Here is an 18741-nt window from a genome sequence, read left to right as displayed (position 1 = left end):
CGCTTATTTATTTTGAGCTGTCTCTCTGATTTCTTTTTTTAACTCTTCGACTATGGCCCTCAGTTGTGTATCGGCTTGCAGCATAATCATTTTGGTTAATTCTTCTTTATAAGCCTGGGTTATAACATCATTCGGAATAGACTTTAAATAATTAAGCACATTGGTTTGGATGGTTACCATTGCCGAATCTGTATGTTTTTTTGAAGTAGTATCTATTCTGGTGGTGAGTTCGGTAATGAGTTTGTACAATTCAGCTTCGCGATAAGAGCTTGATTTCTCAAAAATTAAAATAATTTTTTCGTCACCTGAGATTTTAACAGGCATCATATTTATTAGTTTGAAGCCTTTGTTATTGTAGCTCGTTGATAGTGTCTGGAGTGGATCAATATTATCCGTTTTGCTTGCGGCTAAAGTTTTTTTGACATCTATGAACTCAAGTTTAGTTTCAATATTAAAAGGATTTTGCGCGTCCACATCCAGCAGGCTAAAAATCATTAAGACAGTTAAAAACAGTTTTGCTTTCATGTTGATTGGGGGTTAGGTGAAAATTGTTAATACAATGGTTACCTGAGACCAAATTTTTGACCTCAATTTTTACTTTTTTAAACGCTAATTGACCAAAGGGGATGGTTGCTAAAAGTCTGAACGTGAAATGCTTATTAAATTTAATTATTGTTTTGAACTTATCAAAATATTGAATAGAATATAATTCGTTTTTTAATTTATTACATTTGCCGCCTAAATGAACAAACGGTTGGGAAGACCGGAATTACTTTCAACGATTACAAAGAATATAAATGGAAGAGAACGATTTTGTATCTATCTGGCTGGAGGAAAGCGGGAATCCCGCTATTGAGGAGTTAACCAGGCTGAATCTGGACGTTGCCGCCAAAGCAGCAAAAACGTTAGCAGATAAAGGTCTTTCAGAAAATGACCTTGCTGTCTCGCTGGACATTAATCCAGACGAAATCAAAAGATGGCTGACGGGTAGGCATTCTTTTAGTGTGAACATGATAAAAGAAATCTCTGGTATACTGGCAGATTATTCTGCAAGTTTTACCGTTCCACCGCATCAGTAAGATTTTTAAGTTTTCTAAACAAATGTTCAGGGTTAAATGGTTTTGATAGATAATCATTCATTCCTGCGTCAACTATTTTCTGAGCTATATTATTATTGGCGCTTGCTGTAAGCGCAATGATTGGTGTATTGGCTTTGATGGTATCATCGAGGTTTCTGATAAGTGTTGCGGCTTCATACCCATCCATTTCAGGCATATACAAATCCATTAAAATCACATCAAAAGTTTCTTGTTCCAATTTTTGTAATGCCATTAACCCATTTTCAGCGATTGTTGGAATGATGTTCCATTGTTCTAATGTTTTTTTGATCACCAGAATGTTCACTGGGTTATCCTCCGTAACCAAAATTTTGAGGTGTGCGAGGTCATGTTTTATGTTTATTGATTTGGGAAATATGCAGGTATTGTGATCTTCATATTTGAAATCTATATCAAATATTATTTTAGTGCCTAAGTTAGGCGTACTGACCAGCTCTATATGACTATTGAACATGGCTAGAACTTTCTTGACAATAGGTAGCCCTAAACCTGTGCCTCCATAACGCCTGCTTGTGCTGGCTGATGCTTGTACAAAAGGTTCAAATACGCTTTTTTGTCGGTGCTTTTCAATTCCTATTCCTGTATCTGCTACCATAAAACGAAGCCTCATTGTCTCCTCGGAAATATTATTGATTTCGATATGTAGACTAACAGACCCTTTTTCAGTAAACTTAATGGCATTGTTTATCAGGTTCTGTAAAACCTGGGTTAAGCGAGTGGGGTCACTGCAGACGTGTTTACCACATAGTTCTTCGTCAATATGAAGATTCAGATCCAGCATTTTTTCCTGTGCTTTAAGCTTCAGACTGGCGCAGTTGTTTTTAACGAGTGCCACAAAATCGAAGGAAATACGTTCGAGTTCTACTTTATCTGAATCAAATTTATTGAAGTCGAGAATATCATTAATTAGTAACAGCAGGTTTTCAGCTGAAAATTTAAGTACAGCCAGGTTCTCTTCCTGGTCTTCACGGGGATTTTGGAGTAACAAGGCATTTGATATTCCAATTACACCATTTAGAGGAGTGCGCAGTTCGTGTGACATCGTTGATAAAAACTCCATCCTCGAATTTGATAGTGTATTTACCTCTGATAAAGTCTTTTTAAGCTTATTATTTAGGTCATTAAGCTCATTTTTTGTTTGTGTTAGAGTAATGAAATTTTTGTTGAATACTTTAAAGAAGTAGTATTGAAGGAAAATAATCAGAGAAAAATTGTAAGCCGTAACAAAGAGGTAGGTAAGCTGGCTGACTTCGTGCGCTCCTGCTCCGATATAAAAATAGTTTTTATTGTCAATCGCGGTATATATCAATACAGGGAGGACATTAATTACGGAGTAGAACCAACCCCATTTTAAACCATGCATATAAAAACTAAGCGCACAACTAAGCCATATAAATTGCAGTGTCTCTATATTAATGTCCTGGACATAGATGGAAAGGTTAGTCCACACTGCAAGTGTGAGAAACCAAATTACAATATGGGAAACAATTTTCCAGGCATGCGTAAAATACGCAGTCCCTATTAGTAGTAATGTGGCAATGAACACAATACTTACTCTATATAGATGTAACATCTCACCTCCAGCTATATAGGCAAAAATTAATACACCAGTAAACAACAGATATAAAACCAATATATAGGCTAGCATTTTTATGCGTGCCTGGTTAATGGGATCTCTTTCTTTAGCTAATAATTTATTAAAGATCCCACTAACGTTTTCAAATAGGTAGGTCATAATAATGTAATAATAGGAATGGTTGTTCTAAAATACGTTAAATGCACGGTATTTAAAAACAGTGTCAGTTGATATGCAATTTATCAGGCTTTGTCAGTTTTTAATAGTATACTAGCTGTAGGATAATCCTTTTAATAATTTATTTGTCTATCTATCAAAACTGAGAATGATTATGAAAACTGGAAAATTTAAATGGTTAGCTATTGTAGGATCAATTGTTCTTGTTAGTGGCTTTACCACTAGTGATGTTTTAGGTCAAAGACCTAACAGAGGTGGGGCTACAGTCTCGCCTGGAACGACAAGACCTTCGAGGCCATCTCCAGGTACTCGTCCGCCAGGAAATGCAGGAAGTAGACCTCCTGGTGGTCAGCGCCCGCCTAGTGTTGGTCAGAGGCCACCAGGTAATAGACCGGGTGTGAGACCTCCTGCTTATAGACCGAGACCAAATTATCATTACAGACCCGGATATAATTACCATAGACCATATTATGGTTTTTACAGTTACTACAGACCTTTTATAGGCGTTAGAATAAATGTATTGCCATTTGGGTATTATCCTTTTTATTATGGACCAGATAGATTTTATTATTCCGGAGGATTTTTTTACAAACAAGATACTGATGGGTATAAAGTTGTAGTGCCACCAGTAGGAGCAGAGGTGCCAAGTATTCCAACGGAAGCTAAAGCCATTTCAATAAATGGACAAACCTACTACGAATATAAAGGGGTGTATTACACTAGCAAATTGGATGCAAACGGTAAGACTATTTATGTGGTAGCAGGTAAAGACGGTGTTTTAGATACAGATAAAGAAGCTGGTTCTGAGCAAATAAGTGATCTTCCTAAAGAAGGTGATATTGTAACCGAACTGCCAGCCAATGTAAGAGATGTGGTGATTAAAGGAACGCTTTATTATGTTTCTGAAGAGGGCGTGTATTATGAAAAAATAGTGGAAGGTGATAAAGTAACTTATAAAGTAATTGGTATAGGCAATTAATGGCCTATACCATTTGCTTTGCTTAATAATGAGATGATTCTTTCTTTGTCTTTAAGCTGATCTTTTAGCGTTGCAGCTAATTCTTTACAGCTTTTTAAGCTATCACCGTATTCTGAAACAGATTCGGTCACAATGTTGCTTTGTGATGTGCTAAATTCATCTTCGGGTGTTCTAAAGAAGGTGCATGGAGATACGTTAAGGATTTCGGCCATAACCAGCATATCCTTGTATTTGATAGACTCGTTAATTAAGCTAAGTCTTAAACCGTCAAATGTTTTTCCCATACTAACTGCCAGCCAACTAAGAGACCTGTGTTTATCTCTTAAAATCCGGTCTATATTTGCTTTCAAAGACATATGATTTTTTATTGCAAAGTAATAATAATGTGATGAAATTTCTAGGTTATTTATCCGTAAAAATATTGATTTTTTGCACAAAAAAATAGGGGGTGACTTTTGAGGGGGAAAAAAATCTACTATTATTTTGTTGAAAATCAATATTTTTTGTAATTTTATAGTGAGAGCGTTAATTTGCGGGGGCACAAGTCTTTTAGACTAGCCTCCGCTTTTTTTTAATATTCTTTTCTGTTTTACAATTTAACTTGTCGGATAATGTTTTTAATATTTAGTTCAATAATATCCGTCATACTTGTACATTCCAGGTATTGGGGATCACCTAAGTAGCTGGCCATTCCATTTTTTAATGTTTCAATATTTTCGGGAGTGGTAAGGATTTCTGTATTTGATACATCTCTCAGATCGGTAAGACGGTGCCTTTCGCTCCGCACTCTATGTAAAATTGATGATTTCTCTTCCTGCTGATACTGGAGGTAGGTTTTGTCGGTCAGTTGATCCATTCCCATTTTTACATAAGGGAAGTTTTCTTTGAAAAATTGAGGGAGGTAGACCTTTATATTACCCTCATAGAACTGCTGGTCAAAATCAATTGCCCTGATCCTAAATTGAATGTCGTCAAAGTCTGGTGTAATTTGAACAACAAAATTGTATGCTCTCATATCGCCCAAAAGCATAACAAGGCAACGCTCATTAAATTTAACAAATTCCTTGGCAATACGGGTTGGATTATATTCGGGATTGTGCAGGTAGTTTTTTGCAAATACATCCCCGGGGATGCCTGCAATATGCTCTTCAACTAATGTTTCTCTGTCTACCAGGTAGTTGACCTGGTTAGGTGAAAGGATTTCTTCCATTTCGAGACCATAGATTCTGGATGCATCTGCTTTTTTAATGTAGAAATAATCATATACATCATTCAAGCGGTTTACGATCCGTACGCGAAATGGGTTGGTATTCCCAAAAGTACAGTACTCAATTTTATCGATATATTTATGTTGAACAATACGCAAATTACCTGAGGCCTTTAGATTAGCATAGATTACTTTTAAACCATTGTACAACTCTTCTATTTTGTCGGCCGGGTAAATAGGCCCCTCCCATAAGGAGTCTTTGCCATACTTATCCATTATAGGATAAGATTCATCAAACATCAAAAGATCATTATAAGTGATAGGAAGCTTTGATTCGCGCTGATATTTCTTAAGGTATTTTTGCAAAGCAGCCGATACCGGATAAATCGGCTTTTTGCGGGATATTTTTACATCATTCGATTCCATCACTAAATATATCCAATAATTTCATTTGAATTTCATAAGCGTGTAGATTTAAAGTCATATCATATTGTAAGGGTAAAATTTCATAATTATACGTTGTAGTTTTGGTTTAATCACTTTTTGAAAAACAATTACGTGTTGATGAAATCATCATAATTTGATATATGCCGATGAAAAAACTGTTGAATACGATTCCTTTTTCTGTACTTGATCTAGCCACGGTAATAGAAGGAAAAACACCTGCCGATACTTTTAAAAATAGTCTTGATTTAGCGCAACACGTAGAGGAGTGGGGCTACCACCGTTACTGGCTGGCCGAGCACCACAATATGATTAGTGTAGCCAGTTCTGCTACATCTGTAGTGATAGGACATATTGCTGGTGGTACTAAAACGATCAGGGTAGGTTCTGGCGGTATAATGCTGCCTAATCATTCACCTTTAATTATTGCTGAACAATTTGGGACATTAGCGTCATTATATCCTGGTCGTATTGACTTAGGCTTGGGTAGAGCGCCAGGTACAGATCAGGTTACGGCAGCGGCAATAAGAGGCGATCAGCGTTTTCAGGCTGCCCAGGATTTCCCCCGGGAAGTACTTAAATTACAGACTTATTTATCTGCGGGCAATAGTACTGCTCATGTAAGGGCAATTCCTGGCGAAGGTCTTGATATTCCGATTTGGATATTGGGGTCCAGTACCGATAGTGCACGTTTGGCGGCAGCCTTGGGTTTGCCATACGCTTTTGCCAGTCATTTTGCGCCAGCTCAGTTTATGACTGCAATTAATTTATACAGACAAAATTTTAAACCTTCTGAGCATCTTAGCGAACCATATGTGCTGGCTTGTGTAAATGTTGTTGCGGCAGATACTGATGAGGAAGCCAATAAATTAGTTACTTCACTTTACCAGCTGTTTATGGGGATAGTTACGGGTAAACGCCGCTTATTACAACCTCCGGTTGATAATATGAACGACATCTGGGACGTATATGAAGAGGAGCAGGCAAGTCAGATGCTGGCATGTACCTTTGTTGGAAGTAAACAAACGCTAAAAACAGACCTTCAGCAGTTTCTGGATCAGACAGGGGTTGACGAGATTATGGCTACTTCACATATTTTTGACCATAAAGCGAGACTAAGATCTTACGAGCTCATGGCAGAAGTGTTTAAAGATTAAATAAATCTTAGTACTTTGCCGTCAATCTGTTTGAATTATGAAGAGCTTACGTTTTAGGTACCTGTTGTTGCTGGCTTTTGTTTTACAGGTATCCCTGCCATTACAATTACAGGCACAATCTAAATTGCAACAATGGGACGATCAGGTTTTAATTAATCTGGCTGAAAGCCGGACTCCTGAAAAGACGGGGTTCTTTCTTTTTATATCTAACCATAACGACTGGGTTAACGTAGGTGTTCCAGTTGGTTTGCTTGCCGGTGGGATCATTGGGAACGACAAACAGATGAGGCAAAATGCACTATATGTAGCCAGCAGTTCTGCGGTAAATGCACTAGCTACAATGCTGATAAAAAAACTTGTAAAGCGACCCAGGCCGTTTTTGGCAAACGTAAAAATCCGTGCAGTTTATCAGCCTTCACACTATTCATTCCCTTCCGGACATACCTCCACAGCATTTACAACAGCTACCGCATTGTCTCAGGCATATCCAAAATGGTACGTAGTTGTACCATCTTATTTATGGGCAGGATCTGTAGGTTTTTCGCGCTTGTATCTGGGGGTGCATTATCCTACGGATGTGGCAGCCGGAGCATTGCTGGGAACCGGTACTGCATTTTCGTTGAGACCGTTACGGGCTGATTAATATCAGATTACCTTGGTAAGGTAGGCGCAGTTAGATTGGATTAATTGAGATGTATAATAAATAAAAGATTTATTATTGCTAATTTTGTTAGTAATGAAAAGATCTGGGACGGCTGATTTGCCTTTACACTATGGGTATGTGCCTAAATGGCTTGCTGAACGGATGTCTCGTCTTGGTTTGGCTATAACTGAAGCCATCATTGCCGAGTATGGCACTGCGGAAGTATTGCGCAGATTGAGCGATCCATTCTGGTTTCAAAGTTTTGGTGCAGTAATGGGGATGGATTGGCATTCTTCAGGTATCACTACCTCTGTAATGGGCGCATTAAAAGCTGCTATTAATCCGAATTATAAGGAACTTGGTATTTACATCTGTGGAGGGAAGGGAAAGAAATCGCGTAATACACCTGATGAATTGTTGAGATTTGGTGAACGAACTGGTTTAAATGGACTTGAACTGGTGCGTTGCAGTAAGTTAAGTGCAAAGGTAGATAATACAGCTTTACAGGATGGATTCCAGTTATATACACATAGTTTTGTTGTAAATACGGAGGGCTTGTGGACGGTTGTGCAACAAGGTATGCGCAATGGCAGTTCCACAGCACGTCGATATCACTGGCACTCAGAAGGCCTAAGTTCTTTCGTAGAAGAACCGCATACCGGTATTTGTGGTGAAAATCAGGGACAAATTTTAAACCTGACTGCCAAAGCAGCACAGCCTTCAAGATCAGCTATGATGGCTATGACTACTGAAAGCCCCAATCATATGATTGCGGAAGCAAAAAGATTGATTATGCCCAATCATCATGATGTAAAAGCAAAAGATGTTGATTTGAAGCGTCTGGGGGCAATGCTTTGGTTAACGCAGGAAAAACAACCTTCAGATTTTGAGGAGTTGTTACTGTTGGAGGGAATGGGGCCAAGAACCTTGCAGTCGATGGCATTAGTAAGCGAAGTGATTTATGGTACACCATCGCGCTTTACAGATCCTGCAAGATTTTCATTTGCACATGGTGGCAAAGATGGACATCCATTTCCAGTACCCGTTCATGTATATGACGAAACTATTAAAGTACTGAACAAAGCAGTTCAGCAGGCAAAAATAGGGCAGAGCGACAAAATTCACGCTATACAACAATTGAGCATGTTATCCAGAAAGGCCGAAAATGATTTTATAGCCAATGATAATTTTGAGGCTCTTATTGAAAAAGAACGTAGAGACTCCTGGAAATATGGTGGTAAAACCGTTTTTGGTGATGCTAAACCTCCCATAGCAGGGCAACTTCAGCTTTTCTAGAAATATGCCTTTCTAAAGCGCTGTTCTGCTATAATTACTTACCTTCGCGTTTATTTTATATCAGGTAATTCATCAGAATAAACGGAAATTTATATGGTTTGGGAAAAGTTATTGTCGTCTAAACGTTGGGGAAATGAAGACAGGTTTGTAGGTAATCAAAAGGAATCAAGATCTGAGTTTCAGCGCGATTACGATAGGATTATTTTTTCATCACCTTTTAGGCGCCTGCAAAACAAGACCCAGGTGTTTCCATTGCCGGGTAGCGTTTTTGTACACAACAGGTTAACACATAGTTTAGAGGTAGCTAGTGTAGGCAGATCTTTAGGTGCTATCTTCTACAATAAAATAAAAGACAATGAACCCACAGTTGATGATACTTGTCCCTTGCTTTGTGAGATTGGCAACATCATTGCTTCGGCTTGTTTGGCGCATGATTTAGGTAACCCTGCATTTGGTCATTCCGGCGAATCAGCCATTTCACATTACTTTACCACAGGTGATGGTAGAATTTATAAAGATCAGGTAACTGCCGATCAATGGGAAGACCTGATTCATTTTGAAGGAAATGCTAATGCTTTACGTATTTTAACTCATCCTTTTACAGGAAAAGGTACCGGAGGTTTTGCCCTTACTTATGCAACGCTAGCTGCCATTGCCAAATACCCTTGTGCATCAGTAGCAGGACACAATAAAAAGAATATTTTTACCAAAAAATATGGTTTCTTCCAATCGGAGCAAAGTGGCTTCGAAAAGATTGCTACCGAAATGGACCTGATTAAAGTTCAGGAGTCGCCGCTCATTTACAAAAGACATCCTCTTGTTTATCTGGTAGAAGCAGCTGATGATATTTGTTACAACATTATAGACCTTGAGGATGCACATCGTTTAAAAATCCTGTCTTATCATGAGGTCGAAACTTTGTTGTTACCACTGTGTAACGATAGCAGGATGCGTGTCCGACTGGCGGAAATTGATGACGATGATGCTAAAATAACTTTGATGAGGGCAAAATCGATTAGTACACTGATTGGCTTATGCTCTGAGGTGTTTTTCAAAGAACAACAGTCTATTTTAGCCGGAGATTTTAACCAGAGTTTAATGGACGCCATTCAGGAGCCTTTTCTTTCAATAATGAAGGAAATTGAAAGTGTCTCTATTAAAAAGATTTATAATTATTCATCTGTTGTTCAGATTGAGGTAGCTGGCTACAAGGTAATGGGTGGTCTACTGGAAGAATTTATACCTGCATATCTGCTCAATGAATCTAAATACCATAAAAAGTTGGTAGAACTCATTCCAAGACAGTTTTTAACCGATAAGAAGGATGCTTATTCTAAAATTCAGAGCGTTCTGGATTTTGTATCGGGTATGACTGACATCTATGCTGTGGAGTTGTTTAGAAAGATCAAAGGAATATCATTCCCTTCAATGAGTTAAATAGTGGTTTTAACTTCCTACTTTTGTTACCATACTAGTAGAAAAGGAATAATGAAAGTAGAAAGTTTAGAACCGAGATCCCTTTGGCGTAATTTTGTAGCACTAAATGCTGTGCCCCGTGCTTCCAAAAAAGAAGAACGTGTTATAGCATTTATGGTTGCCTACGGGAAACAACTGGGACTGGAAACCATAAAAGATCATATTGGTAATGTTGTGATTAAAAAGCCCGCTACTGAAGGGATGGAAAACAAACAAACAGTAGTACTTCAGTCGCATTTGGATATGGTACATCAAAAAAATGGTGATAGCGATTTTGATTTTGATAACCAGGGAATCGACATGTATGTGGATGGTGATTGGGTAAAAGCTAAGGGAACTACTTTAGGTGCGGATAATGGAATCGGTGTAGCTGCAATTATGGCTATTTTGGCGGCAGATGACATTGCTCATCCGGCATTAGAAGCGTTATTTACCATTGACGAAGAAACCGGTATGACTGGTGCCAAACAACTTGATCCATCCAATATATCGGGCACGATTCTATTGAACCTGGATACGGAAGAAGATAATGAATTAACTATAGGCTGTGCGGGAGGTATTGATACCACTACTGTATATAAATATAAACAACATCCTATTGAACAAAATAGTACTGCTTTTAAAGTCTCCATAAAAGGTTTAAAAGGTGGGCATTCTGGAATGGATATCCATAAAGGGAGGGCAAATGCTAATAAACTGATGAACCGTTTGCTTTATAACGGTGGCAAGGTGCTCGACTTGCAGTTGAGTACGTTTGAAGGTGGTAGTTTAAGAAATGCTATTCCACGTGAAGCAAACGCTGTTGTTGCTGTTTCAAAATATCAAAAAGAAGCATTTCTTTCATTTATAGACGATTTTTCTGAATTAATAAAAGGTGAGTTTCAATCAATTGAACCTACTTTAAGTATCAGTGCAAAAGAAACCGATCTCCCTGCTGAGGTGCTTGATAAAAACGACTACCATAAAATTGTAAACGCCTTGTATGCAGTGCCAAATGGGGTTTTTAGAATGAGTCCCGATATTCCTGATCTTGTTGAAGCCTCAAGTAACCTGGCAAAGGTTATCATTAAAGATGGAGAATTTATTACTTTATCCTTGCAGCGCAGTAGTGTGGAGAGTACCAAAGGCGATGTGGCTATAGCTGTTGGTGCAGCATTTGAAATCATTGGCAGTACGGTAACTACAAGTGGAGATTATCCTGGATGGAAGCCGGATGCTGATTCTGAGATCCTTTCGTTGATGAGTAAATTATATAAGGTGAGTTTTAACGATGAACCTAATGTGAATGCTTGTCATGCCGGTTTAGAATGTGGAATTTTAGGAGCACACTTGCCTGGAATAGATATGATTTCTTTTGGCCCCAACATTCATGGAGCGCATTCACCTGACGAAACCGTTCAGATTTCTTCGGTTAATAAATTCTGGCACTACCTTTTAAATGTATTAGAAGAAATTCCTACTAGTTAAATAGACATTAATTTCATTTCTTTGTAATATCTAAATGTAAGTAGTAATCATAAACCAATGAACGAGGAATTTTATCTTCATATTTTTAGTAAGCAAAACAGCATTGAGCCTGTTCCTTCTAACCAGGAAATTGCCGAATGGGCGATGAGCCTGATGAACTTGTTGTATCCTGAACGTTTAACTACACCTGATTATTCAATAAACGAGATTAAACGTTTGTTTTTAAAGCAGGAAAGAGAGTTGACCAGATTGTTAAATGCAACAAAGGCATGTGAAGATTTCAATAACGAGTTGATTGTACAGACTTTTTTTGAAGGGGTCCCTGAATTGTATAGGAAGATGAATACCGATATTCAGGCCATATTGACTGGAGATCCCGCAGCTAAAAGTGAATTTGAAATTATCAGAAGTTATCCCGGTTTTTTGGCTATTGCTTTATATAGAATTGCGCATGCATTGTTAAAGGCAGCAGTACCATTGATACCTAGAATATTGACTGAGTATGCACATTCCGTTACAGGAATAGACATTCATCCAGGTGCCGTAATAGGAGAGTATTTATACATTGATCACGGTACCGGATTGGTTATTGGAGAAACTACGGTAATTGGAAACCATGTTAAAATGTACCAGGGGGTAACTTTAGGTGCTTTGAGCGTGGAAAAATACATGAGCGATACCAAACGTCATCCTACCATTGAAGATTACGTTATTATTTATTCAGGTGCCACAATTTTAGGTGGGGAAACGGTAATCGGTGCAAATTCCATCATTGGTGGAAACGTTTGGTTAACCAAAAGTGTCCCTTCGGGATCAACGGTATACCATCAGTCGTCAGTAAAAGTTATAGAAACAAAAGATACCAAACATTAATGGGAAACATTGTAGAATTTATAGGGAATACACCTTTGGTAGAGATCAGTAAACTGAATCCTAACCCTAAAGTGAAGCTATTTGCAAAACTGGAAGGAAATAATCCTGGCGGTAGCGTAAAAGACAGAGCGGCTTTGAATATGATCCGCAGTGCGATTGAACGTGGTGAGATTAAAAAGGGGACCCGATTAATTGAAGCTACCAGTGGAAATACAGGTATAGCGCTGGCGATGATTGCCAGTATATATAATCTGGAGATTGAATTGGTTATGCCTGCAAGTTCTACCAGGGAGCGGACGTTGACGATGGAAGCTTTTGGTGCTAAGGTAACTTTATTGGAATCTATTGAGGTTTGTCGTGATTATGCGGAAGAACAACGCGATAAGAATGGTTACTTTTTATTGGATCAGTTTGCCAATCCTGATAACTATTTGGCGCATTACAAAACCACAGGGCCTGAAATCTGGCGTGATACGCAGCAGCAAGTAACGCATTTTGTGAGTTCTATGGGGACCACTGGCAGTATCATGGGTACTTCAATGTTTTTAAAGGAACAAGACCCTTCTATACAGATTATCGGTTGTCAGCCGACCGAAGAATCTTCAATCCCAGGTATTCGTCGCTGGCCGGAAGCGTATTTACCTAAAATCTTTGATCCGAGTAGGGTAGACCGTGTTATGGACGTTTCGCAACAGGAGGCTACTCAAAAAGCCAGAGAGCTGGCAAAAGTTGAAGGGATATTTGCCGGAATGAGTAGTGGAGGTGCTTTGGCCTGTGCTTTAAAGCTTGCTGAGGAATTGGAATCGGGGGTTATTGTATTTATTGCTTGTGACAGAGGGGACAGATATTTAAGCAGTGACTTGTTTGGATAGCCTTAATGTGTTATTTTTGATTACACAATGAAGCTACAGAGATTACTTTTATTATTCCTTTTTGTTTCCGTTACTACTGCTGCCATAGCTCAAACCAGTTCTGAACTGAAGAGAAATAAGGAGGCCATACAGCGTGAGATAGACTTATTGCAAAGAAACCTGAATGCAACGTCAAGTAGTAAGAAGTTGACTATGGGACAAATCAGGACCATCAATAGCAAGATTCGGTTGATGCAGAATAAGATTTCGATCATCAACTCGGAAGTGAAGAACCTGGACAATCAGATTCATGAGAATACCAATGAAGTTCATACCTTAAAAGGGCAACTCGGGCAATTAAAAAAAGAATATGCCGGAATGGTACGTTTTGCTCAACGCAATAAGAATGCCTATGATAAAATGATGTTTATTTTTGCTTCTGATAATTTTAATCAAGCCTATAAACGCATAAAATACTTTCAGCAGTTTGGTCAGTACCGTAAAAAACAAGCCGATTATATCCAGGGAACCCAAAAGAAGATTGAGTATAAGATTGTTGTTCTTGATAAAAACCTGAAAGAGAAAAGTCATTTGCTGACAGAGCAGGAGCAGGAGAAAATTAAACTGGGAAAGAATAAAGTTGAGCAATCCCAGATGCTTAATCAGATCAGTAAACAGGAGAAACAATTCCGCCAGGATATTGCTGAACGTAAACGTAAGCAAGGTGAAATTGACAGGGCCATCCGCTCTGCAATTCAGCGTGAAATAGAACTGGCCCGTAAAAAGGCAGAAGAGGAAGAGCGTCTTGCTGCGCAAAAAGCTGCTGCCGAAGGGAGACCGGTACCTGTTGCTAAAGAAAAAACAACTCGTAGTTATTTAACAGCTTCTCCGGAATCGGCGAAGTTATCTGCCGGATTTGAAAATAACCGAGGCCGTTTGCCATGGCCCGTAAGTCAGTATTCTATTGTGGAAAGGTTTGGTAACCATACCGAAGGACAAGCTAATTATACCAACGACGGCGTCAATATTTTAACGGAACCCGGAGCAGCGGTTAAAGCGGTGTTTGAGGGTGATGTTTTGTTTGTTAGAGAATTATATGGTACTTATATTGTTGCTTTGCGTCATGGTGATTATTTTACCATCTATCAGAATTTGAAGACGGTAAATGTGGCAAGAGGCAATAAAGTTGAAACCAAACAGGTTTTGGGTGTAGTAGCAACCAAAGAGGATGGTCCGGTATTGCATTTCGAAATCATGCGTGGACAGACAAAGCTGAATCCGGAAGCATGGATTGCGAAATAGACAACAAAAGCTTTACCTTCGCGACAAAAAAGTAAATGCTTGAAATTGTATACCAGGACGATCATCTAATTGCTATTAATAAACCCCATGGATTGCTTGTGCATCGCTCATCGATAGCGAATGATGCAAAAGAGTTTGCTTTACAGATGCTGAGGGACCAGGTGAACCGACATGTTAGTCCGGTACATCGTTTAGACAGAAAAACAGGAGGTCTTCTTTTGTTCGCTTTTGAGAAGGATGTAGAGATCGCGATGCACCAACAGTTTCAAAATGGTGAAGTTCAAAAAAAGTATCTTGCAATACTACGGGGGCATGCTCCGGAGCAGTTGGATATTGATTATCCACTGGCTAAAGAGAATGGTACGATTCAGGAAGCTTTCACATCATTTGTAACTTTAAAAAGGGCGGAGCTTGATATTGCTTTTGGTAAGCATCAAACATCACGATATTCTTTGGTCGAAGCCACGCCTACAACAGGCCGTATGCATCAGTTGCGCAGGCACTTTGCTCATATATTTTATCCAATTATAGGCGACCGAAAACACGGTTGTAATAAGCAGAATAAATTCTTTAAAGAAACATGGGAAATGACAACAATGTTGCTTCATGCATCAGAATTGACGTTTTTACATCCTGTTACTAAACAAGAAATTCAGTTGAAGGCACCCGTGCAATCAGAATTTTTAAGGGTGATGGAGCTGATGAAATGGTAAAAGTTTTGCACACTCTTCAGAGTTATCAACAGCGAAACTGATTTAGTGATTTTCTATTCTTTTGCTGCTTAAGGAGTTATGAGAAAGGTCAAATTTTTCCTCCAAATGTTAGTAAAAATTGCCATCTTCGCACTCCCAAAACGATGGGTCGTTCCATTGTTTTATTATTAAGAAACCTTAAAATATTAAAGAATTATATGCAAATCACTTGTACACAAGTATGGAATAACTGTCTCCAAATTATAAAGGATAATATCCCGGCCCAGAGCTTCAAAACCTGGTTCGAACCGATATCAGCCCTTAAACTGGAGGACAGGGTTTTAACTGTACAGGTACCGAGTTTATTCTTCTATGAGTGGTTAGAAGAACACTACGTAGGCTTATTGCGCAAAACAGTAAAACAACAATTAGGAGATGAAGGACGTTTAGAGTATAATATTGTTGTTGACAAATCAACAAATGGCGCTTTGCCTTATACCACTAACATGCCTTCAAATGGAAACGGTTCTACCAACAGAAAACAATCTATGCCAGTTCCGGTAAACATCAACAGGGATATCAAAAACCCTTTTGTGATCCCAGGATTGAAAAAGATGAATGTAGACCCTCAGTTGAATCCAACTTATACCTTTGAGGCTTATGTTGAAGGCGACTGTAATCGTTTAGCACGTTCAGCCGGACACGCTGTGGCAGCAAAACCAGGTGCAACATCATTTAACCCGTTAATGATTTACGGTGCTTCGGGTTTAGGTAAAACTCACCTTGCACAAGCTATCGGTAATGAGATCAGAAGAAGTTTACCAGATAAATTGGTTATCTACGTATCCTGCGAGAAATTCTGCCAGCAGTTTGTAGAGTCTTTGAAGAACAATACCATCAACGACTTTGTGAACTTTTACCAGGCGATGGATGTGATCATTATGGATGATGTACACAACTTCGCAGGAAAAGAAAAGACCCAGGATATTTTCTTCCATATTTTTAACCATTTACACCAATCAGGTAAACAGATTATCATTACTTCTGATAAGGCGCCTAAAGATTTATCAGGATTGGAAGAACGCTTGTTGAGTCGTTTTAAATGGGGACTTTCTGCGGATCTTCAGATTCCGGAACTGGAAACCAGAATTGCTATCCTGAGAAAGAAAATGTATGCTGATGGTATTGACTTACCAGATGAGGTAGTTGAATATGTTGCTCATAACATCGATAATAACGTGAGAGAGCTGGAAGGAGCGATGGTATCGTTATTGGCACAGTCAACCATGAACAAGAAAGAAATTGATTTGCAATTGGCAAAATCAATGCTTAAAAACTTCATTAAGAATACCACTAAAGAAGTTTCTATGGATTATATACAGAAACTGGTTTGTGATTATTTTGAAGTACCTGTTCATTTGTTAAAGGCACCAACACGTAAACGTGAGGTTGTACAAGCTCGTCAGATTTCTATGTACCTGGCAAAAGGAATGACGAAAAGTTCATTGAAAACAATCGGTGCATTTTTTGGAGGAAGAGATCACTCAACAGTAATTTATGCATGTCAGACTGTGGAAGATTTGATCCAGACAGATAAGAAATTCAGAGCTTACGTGAATGATATTGAAAAGAAACTAAAGATGAGCTAAAGCTCATCTTTAGCGTAATTGCAACAGGATCAGAGTTATCCGGAATAGTGGTGTTTATGTGCTTAAAAATTTTCAAAAAAAGTTTGCACGATTAAAACAGAATACTACCTTTGCAGCGCTGAAAAGCACTAATGGCCCGTTCGTCTAGGGGTGAGGACGCCAGATTTTCATTCTGGAAACAGGGGTTCGATTCCCCTACGGGCTACAGGGAAATAAGAAAGTTGGTTTAAGGCGATACCGCTGAATACCAACTTTTTTTCGTTTACTGGGATATGTTCCAAAACTAAAGCTTTCTCTTAATAGACTTCAAATTGTTTAGACTTGTAACTAGGTCGGCTTCTTTAACTCCAAATATTTCCAGATCTGATCCTTTATAGTTCTTAATAACTTCTGTCAAATATTTTATACTCTGATCAATCAAAGAAATATTTTTTTTTGCAAGGCTTGAGGCTTGATATAGCAGCATGTAGCTCGAAGTTACTTTGAATCCTTCCTCACAGCACTGAAACGATTTTTCGTAATTTCCTTCATCAGAATAAATTTTTGCCATCCACGAGTAAGCATTGAAAGCATGTTTAGGACGGTTATCAGAAAGACAAACATCAATACTTTTTCTGTAGTATTTTAAAGCGGAGACTTTATCCTTGAAAACATTCATATAAATATAACCAATATTAAAAAGATGTAGGTAATTATTAGTTATGCAGTCATTTGCTTCAGCTAATCTCCTAATAAAAGAACTGTCTCGGGCTTCTGCTCCACGATCGTAGAGATCGTATGCGTAATCTTTTAACGTAAAATCTTTCATTTTGTATAATGATTTTACTCTTTTGAGTTCAGTTTGGAGCGATATCCATAAATTAGTAGAGTCTAGAGTTGAAGGTGTAAAATATTTACTAAACAGAAAGCTTAACGCTGTACCTAAACTCTCATCAACTATCGAGTTATGATCGGCAGATTCATTGATTTGATTTGAAAAGAAAATTCCATTAACAGGTTTTATCCGCTGTGCTGCTAGCTCATTGAATTTAAGCCTTCGCTCGATATCCTTTGCGCCGGTAGATATCCAGTAAAATTTATTGAAATACAGCTTCCCTTGATCTTTACTCATCTCAAATTTTTCCTGAATGGTATTCAATGATTCAGGGGCAAATAGTAAATACCCATCGAAAGTGTCTGGATGATGAGAGAAAAGCCAGTTTGCATATGTTGCACAATAAGAATGTCCTAAGTACGCTCTAAATCCAGATGTTTTATAAGTTAGTTCAACGTAAGGAAATAATTCATTCTTAAGTGCATTGATATACTTTTCGCCTTCCGTTGGTAGGTTTTTATCAAAATAACTGAATTTAGTAAGTGATGAGCCGCTCATGCCATCTGATGTTCCAGTCATTTCTACTACTACAGATTTTGGATATTTCTTGCCTCGCCTATTGAGCTCTGCGGCAATGTTCATCCCATAGTTATCAAGAGCCCCATAATTATGTAAATATAAGACCGGGAAAGGATTATGACTAGTTTCAATACCGTAAGGAAGCCATACGTTAAATAGCAGTGTGTCATTAAGGATTTTAGAAAATAGCTTTTCCTTTATGATTGACTGACTAACGGCTGAAAAGGAATACAGGCAAAAGAAACCCATAAGGACAATCATAATTCTATTTCGCTTCATAATTATCTTATTTACATTTAGAAGGTTTATCGTAAAGTGCGTTGTTTCTGTAAAAGTCTAATACAAATATTTCTAGTTAAAAATACTGATTTTCACCTTAATTTCATCCCCTGGGAATTCCACTTGACCTTGGTCTTAACGCCACTGCCATCTAAAAAAGCT

General features: G+C 38.3%; 17 protein-coding genes and 1 tRNA gene. 13 read left to right on the top strand and 5 right to left on the bottom strand.

Translation table 11 applies throughout. The features are described 5' to 3' along the window. Positions 1-3: 3 nt before the first annotated feature. Positions 4-525 carry a hypothetical protein gene (locus R2Q84_RS01525; RefSeq protein ID WP_316814754.1) on the bottom strand — a complete coding sequence of 174 codons (522 nt, stop codon included), beginning with the start codon at positions 523-525 and terminating at the stop codon, positions 4-6. Positions 526-797: 272 nt separating this feature from the next. Here R2Q84_RS01525 and R2Q84_RS01520 point away from each other — a divergent pair, with 272 nt between their 5' ends. Then, complete coding sequence (locus R2Q84_RS01520; RefSeq protein WP_316814753.1) at positions 798-1079, top strand: hypothetical protein; 282 nt, start codon at positions 798-800, stop codon at positions 1077-1079. On the opposite strand, the gene R2Q84_RS01515 is transcribed toward R2Q84_RS01520, so the two are convergent. After that, positions 1057-2853 (bottom strand): response regulator, encoded by a 1797-nt coding sequence (locus tag R2Q84_RS01515; protein WP_316814752.1) that lies wholly within the window; start codon positions 2851-2853, stop codon positions 1057-1059. The genes R2Q84_RS01520 and R2Q84_RS01515 overlap by 23 nt on opposite strands. A 172-nt stretch (positions 2854-3025) precedes the next feature. Between R2Q84_RS01515 and R2Q84_RS01510 the strand changes: the two genes are divergently transcribed. Further along, positions 3026-3850: a DUF6515 family protein gene (locus R2Q84_RS01510; protein WP_316814751.1), complete on the top strand. Its 825-nt coding sequence runs from the start codon at positions 3026-3028 to the stop codon at positions 3848-3850. Here the strand turns inward: R2Q84_RS01510 and R2Q84_RS01505 are convergent. Continuing rightward, a complete protein-coding gene (locus R2Q84_RS01505; protein ID WP_316814750.1) occupies positions 3847-4206 on the bottom strand; it encodes a hypothetical protein in 360 nt (119 codons plus the stop codon). The genes R2Q84_RS01510 and R2Q84_RS01505 overlap by 4 nt on opposite strands. Before the next feature lie 233 nt (positions 4207-4439). Beyond that, on the bottom strand, positions 4440-5483 hold the full coding sequence (locus tag R2Q84_RS01500) for a hypothetical protein (protein ID WP_316814749.1): 1044 nt from the start codon (positions 5481-5483) through the stop codon (positions 4440-4442). A 167-nt stretch (positions 5484-5650) separates the two neighbouring features. Between R2Q84_RS01500 and R2Q84_RS01495 the strand changes: the two genes are divergently transcribed. The 11 genes from R2Q84_RS01495 (at position 5651) to R2Q84_RS01445 (ending at position 17112) form a co-directional block, all read left to right on the top strand. After that, the gene (locus R2Q84_RS01495) at positions 5651-6658 is read left to right on the top strand and encodes an LLM class flavin-dependent oxidoreductase (protein ID WP_316814748.1); all 1008 of its coding nucleotides are present in this window, start codon (positions 5651-5653) and stop codon (positions 6656-6658) included. 37 nt (positions 6659-6695) lie between these two features. Then, a complete protein-coding gene (locus R2Q84_RS01490; RefSeq protein WP_316814747.1) occupies positions 6696-7301 on the top strand; it encodes a phosphatase PAP2 family protein in 606 nt (201 codons plus the stop codon). Positions 7302-7394: 93 nt separating this feature from the next. After that, positions 7395-8597, top strand: a complete 1203-nt coding sequence (locus R2Q84_RS01485) for a DUF763 domain-containing protein (protein ID WP_316814746.1) — start codon at positions 7395-7397, stop codon at positions 8595-8597. A 93-nt stretch (positions 8598-8690) separates the two neighbouring features. After that, positions 8691-10034, top strand: a complete 1344-nt coding sequence (locus tag R2Q84_RS01480) for a deoxyguanosinetriphosphate triphosphohydrolase (protein ID WP_316814745.1) — start codon at positions 8691-8693, stop codon at positions 10032-10034. Between the two features lie 51 nt (positions 10035-10085). Continuing rightward, positions 10086-11540, top strand: coding sequence for an aminoacyl-histidine dipeptidase (locus R2Q84_RS01475; protein WP_316814744.1), 1455 nt, complete (start codon positions 10086-10088; stop codon positions 11538-11540). 57 nt (positions 11541-11597) lie between these two features. After that, positions 11598-12413 (top strand): serine O-acetyltransferase EpsC, encoded by an 816-nt coding sequence (epsC, locus tag R2Q84_RS01470; protein WP_316814743.1) that lies wholly within the window; start codon positions 11598-11600, stop codon positions 12411-12413. Beyond that, positions 12413-13285, top strand: a complete 873-nt coding sequence (gene cysM, locus R2Q84_RS01465; protein ID WP_316814742.1) for a cysteine synthase CysM — start codon at positions 12413-12415, stop codon at positions 13283-13285. Before epsC ends, cysM begins: the two co-directional genes overlap by 1 nt. Before the next feature lie 27 nt (positions 13286-13312). Next, complete coding sequence (locus tag R2Q84_RS01460; RefSeq protein ID WP_316814741.1) at positions 13313-14566, top strand: murein hydrolase activator EnvC family protein; 1254 nt, start codon at positions 13313-13315, stop codon at positions 14564-14566. Positions 14567-14601: 35 nt separating this feature from the next. After that, complete coding sequence (locus tag R2Q84_RS01455) at positions 14602-15279, top strand: pseudouridine synthase (RefSeq protein WP_316814740.1); 678 nt, start codon at positions 14602-14604, stop codon at positions 15277-15279. A gap of 197 nt (positions 15280-15476) precedes the next feature. Next, a complete protein-coding gene (gene dnaA / locus R2Q84_RS01450) occupies positions 15477-16907 on the top strand; it encodes a chromosomal replication initiator protein DnaA (protein ID WP_316814739.1) in 1431 nt (476 codons plus the stop codon). Between the two features lie 133 nt (positions 16908-17040). Then, positions 17041-17112: transfer RNA gene (locus tag R2Q84_RS01445), tRNA-Glu, on the top strand. Positions 17113-17190: 78 nt separating this feature from the next. On the opposite strand, the gene R2Q84_RS01440 is transcribed toward R2Q84_RS01445, so the two are convergent. Next, the gene (locus tag R2Q84_RS01440; protein WP_316814738.1) at positions 17191-18579 is read right to left on the bottom strand and encodes an alpha/beta hydrolase-fold protein; all 1389 of its coding nucleotides are present in this window, start codon (positions 18577-18579) and stop codon (positions 17191-17193) included. Between the last annotated feature and the right edge of the window lie 162 nt (positions 18580-18741).

The sequence above is a fragment of the Pedobacter nyackensis genome (assembly GCF_032678475.1).
GTDB lineage: Bacteria > Bacteroidota > Bacteroidia > Sphingobacteriales > Sphingobacteriaceae > Pedobacter > Pedobacter nyackensis_A.
Note: the sequence above shows the minus strand (reverse complement) of the source record. Positions and strands in the feature narration are given on the sequence as shown.

Coding starts and splice junctions, on each gene's coding strand:
- R2Q84_RS01525 (WP_316814754.1), bottom strand. CDS start 525: ATGAAAGCAAAACTGTTTTTAACTGTCTTAATGATTTTTAGCCTGCTG.
- R2Q84_RS01520 (WP_316814753.1), top strand. CDS start 798: ATGGAAGAGAACGATTTTGTATCTATCTGGCTGGAGGAAAGCGGGAAT.
- R2Q84_RS01515 (WP_316814752.1), bottom strand. CDS start 2,853: ATGACCTACCTATTTGAAAACGTTAGTGGGATCTTTAATAAATTATTA.
- R2Q84_RS01510 (WP_316814751.1), top strand. CDS start 3,026: ATGAAAACTGGAAAATTTAAATGGTTAGCTATTGTAGGATCAATTGTT.
- R2Q84_RS01505 (WP_316814750.1), bottom strand. CDS start 4,206: ATGTCTTTGAAAGCAAATATAGACCGGATTTTAAGAGATAAACACAGG.
- R2Q84_RS01500 (WP_316814749.1), bottom strand. CDS start 5,483: ATGGAATCGAATGATGTAAAAATATCCCGCAAAAAGCCGATTTATCCG.
- R2Q84_RS01495 (WP_316814748.1), top strand. CDS start 5,651: ATGAAAAAACTGTTGAATACGATTCCTTTTTCTGTACTTGATCTAGCC.
- R2Q84_RS01490 (WP_316814747.1), top strand. CDS start 6,696: ATGAAGAGCTTACGTTTTAGGTACCTGTTGTTGCTGGCTTTTGTTTTA.
- R2Q84_RS01485 (WP_316814746.1), top strand. CDS start 7,395: ATGAAAAGATCTGGGACGGCTGATTTGCCTTTACACTATGGGTATGTG.
- R2Q84_RS01480 (WP_316814745.1), top strand. CDS start 8,691: ATGGTTTGGGAAAAGTTATTGTCGTCTAAACGTTGGGGAAATGAAGAC.
- R2Q84_RS01475 (WP_316814744.1), top strand. CDS start 10,086: ATGAAAGTAGAAAGTTTAGAACCGAGATCCCTTTGGCGTAATTTTGTA.
- epsC (WP_316814743.1), top strand. CDS start 11,598: ATGAACGAGGAATTTTATCTTCATATTTTTAGTAAGCAAAACAGCATT.
- cysM (WP_316814742.1), top strand. CDS start 12,413: ATGGGAAACATTGTAGAATTTATAGGGAATACACCTTTGGTAGAGATC.
- R2Q84_RS01460 (WP_316814741.1), top strand. CDS start 13,313: ATGAAGCTACAGAGATTACTTTTATTATTCCTTTTTGTTTCCGTTACT.
- R2Q84_RS01455 (WP_316814740.1), top strand. CDS start 14,602: ATGCTTGAAATTGTATACCAGGACGATCATCTAATTGCTATTAATAAA.
- dnaA (WP_316814739.1), top strand. CDS start 15,477: ATGCAAATCACTTGTACACAAGTATGGAATAACTGTCTCCAAATTATA.
- R2Q84_RS01440 (WP_316814738.1), bottom strand. CDS start 18,579: ATGAAGCGAAATAGAATTATGATTGTCCTTATGGGTTTCTTTTGCCTG.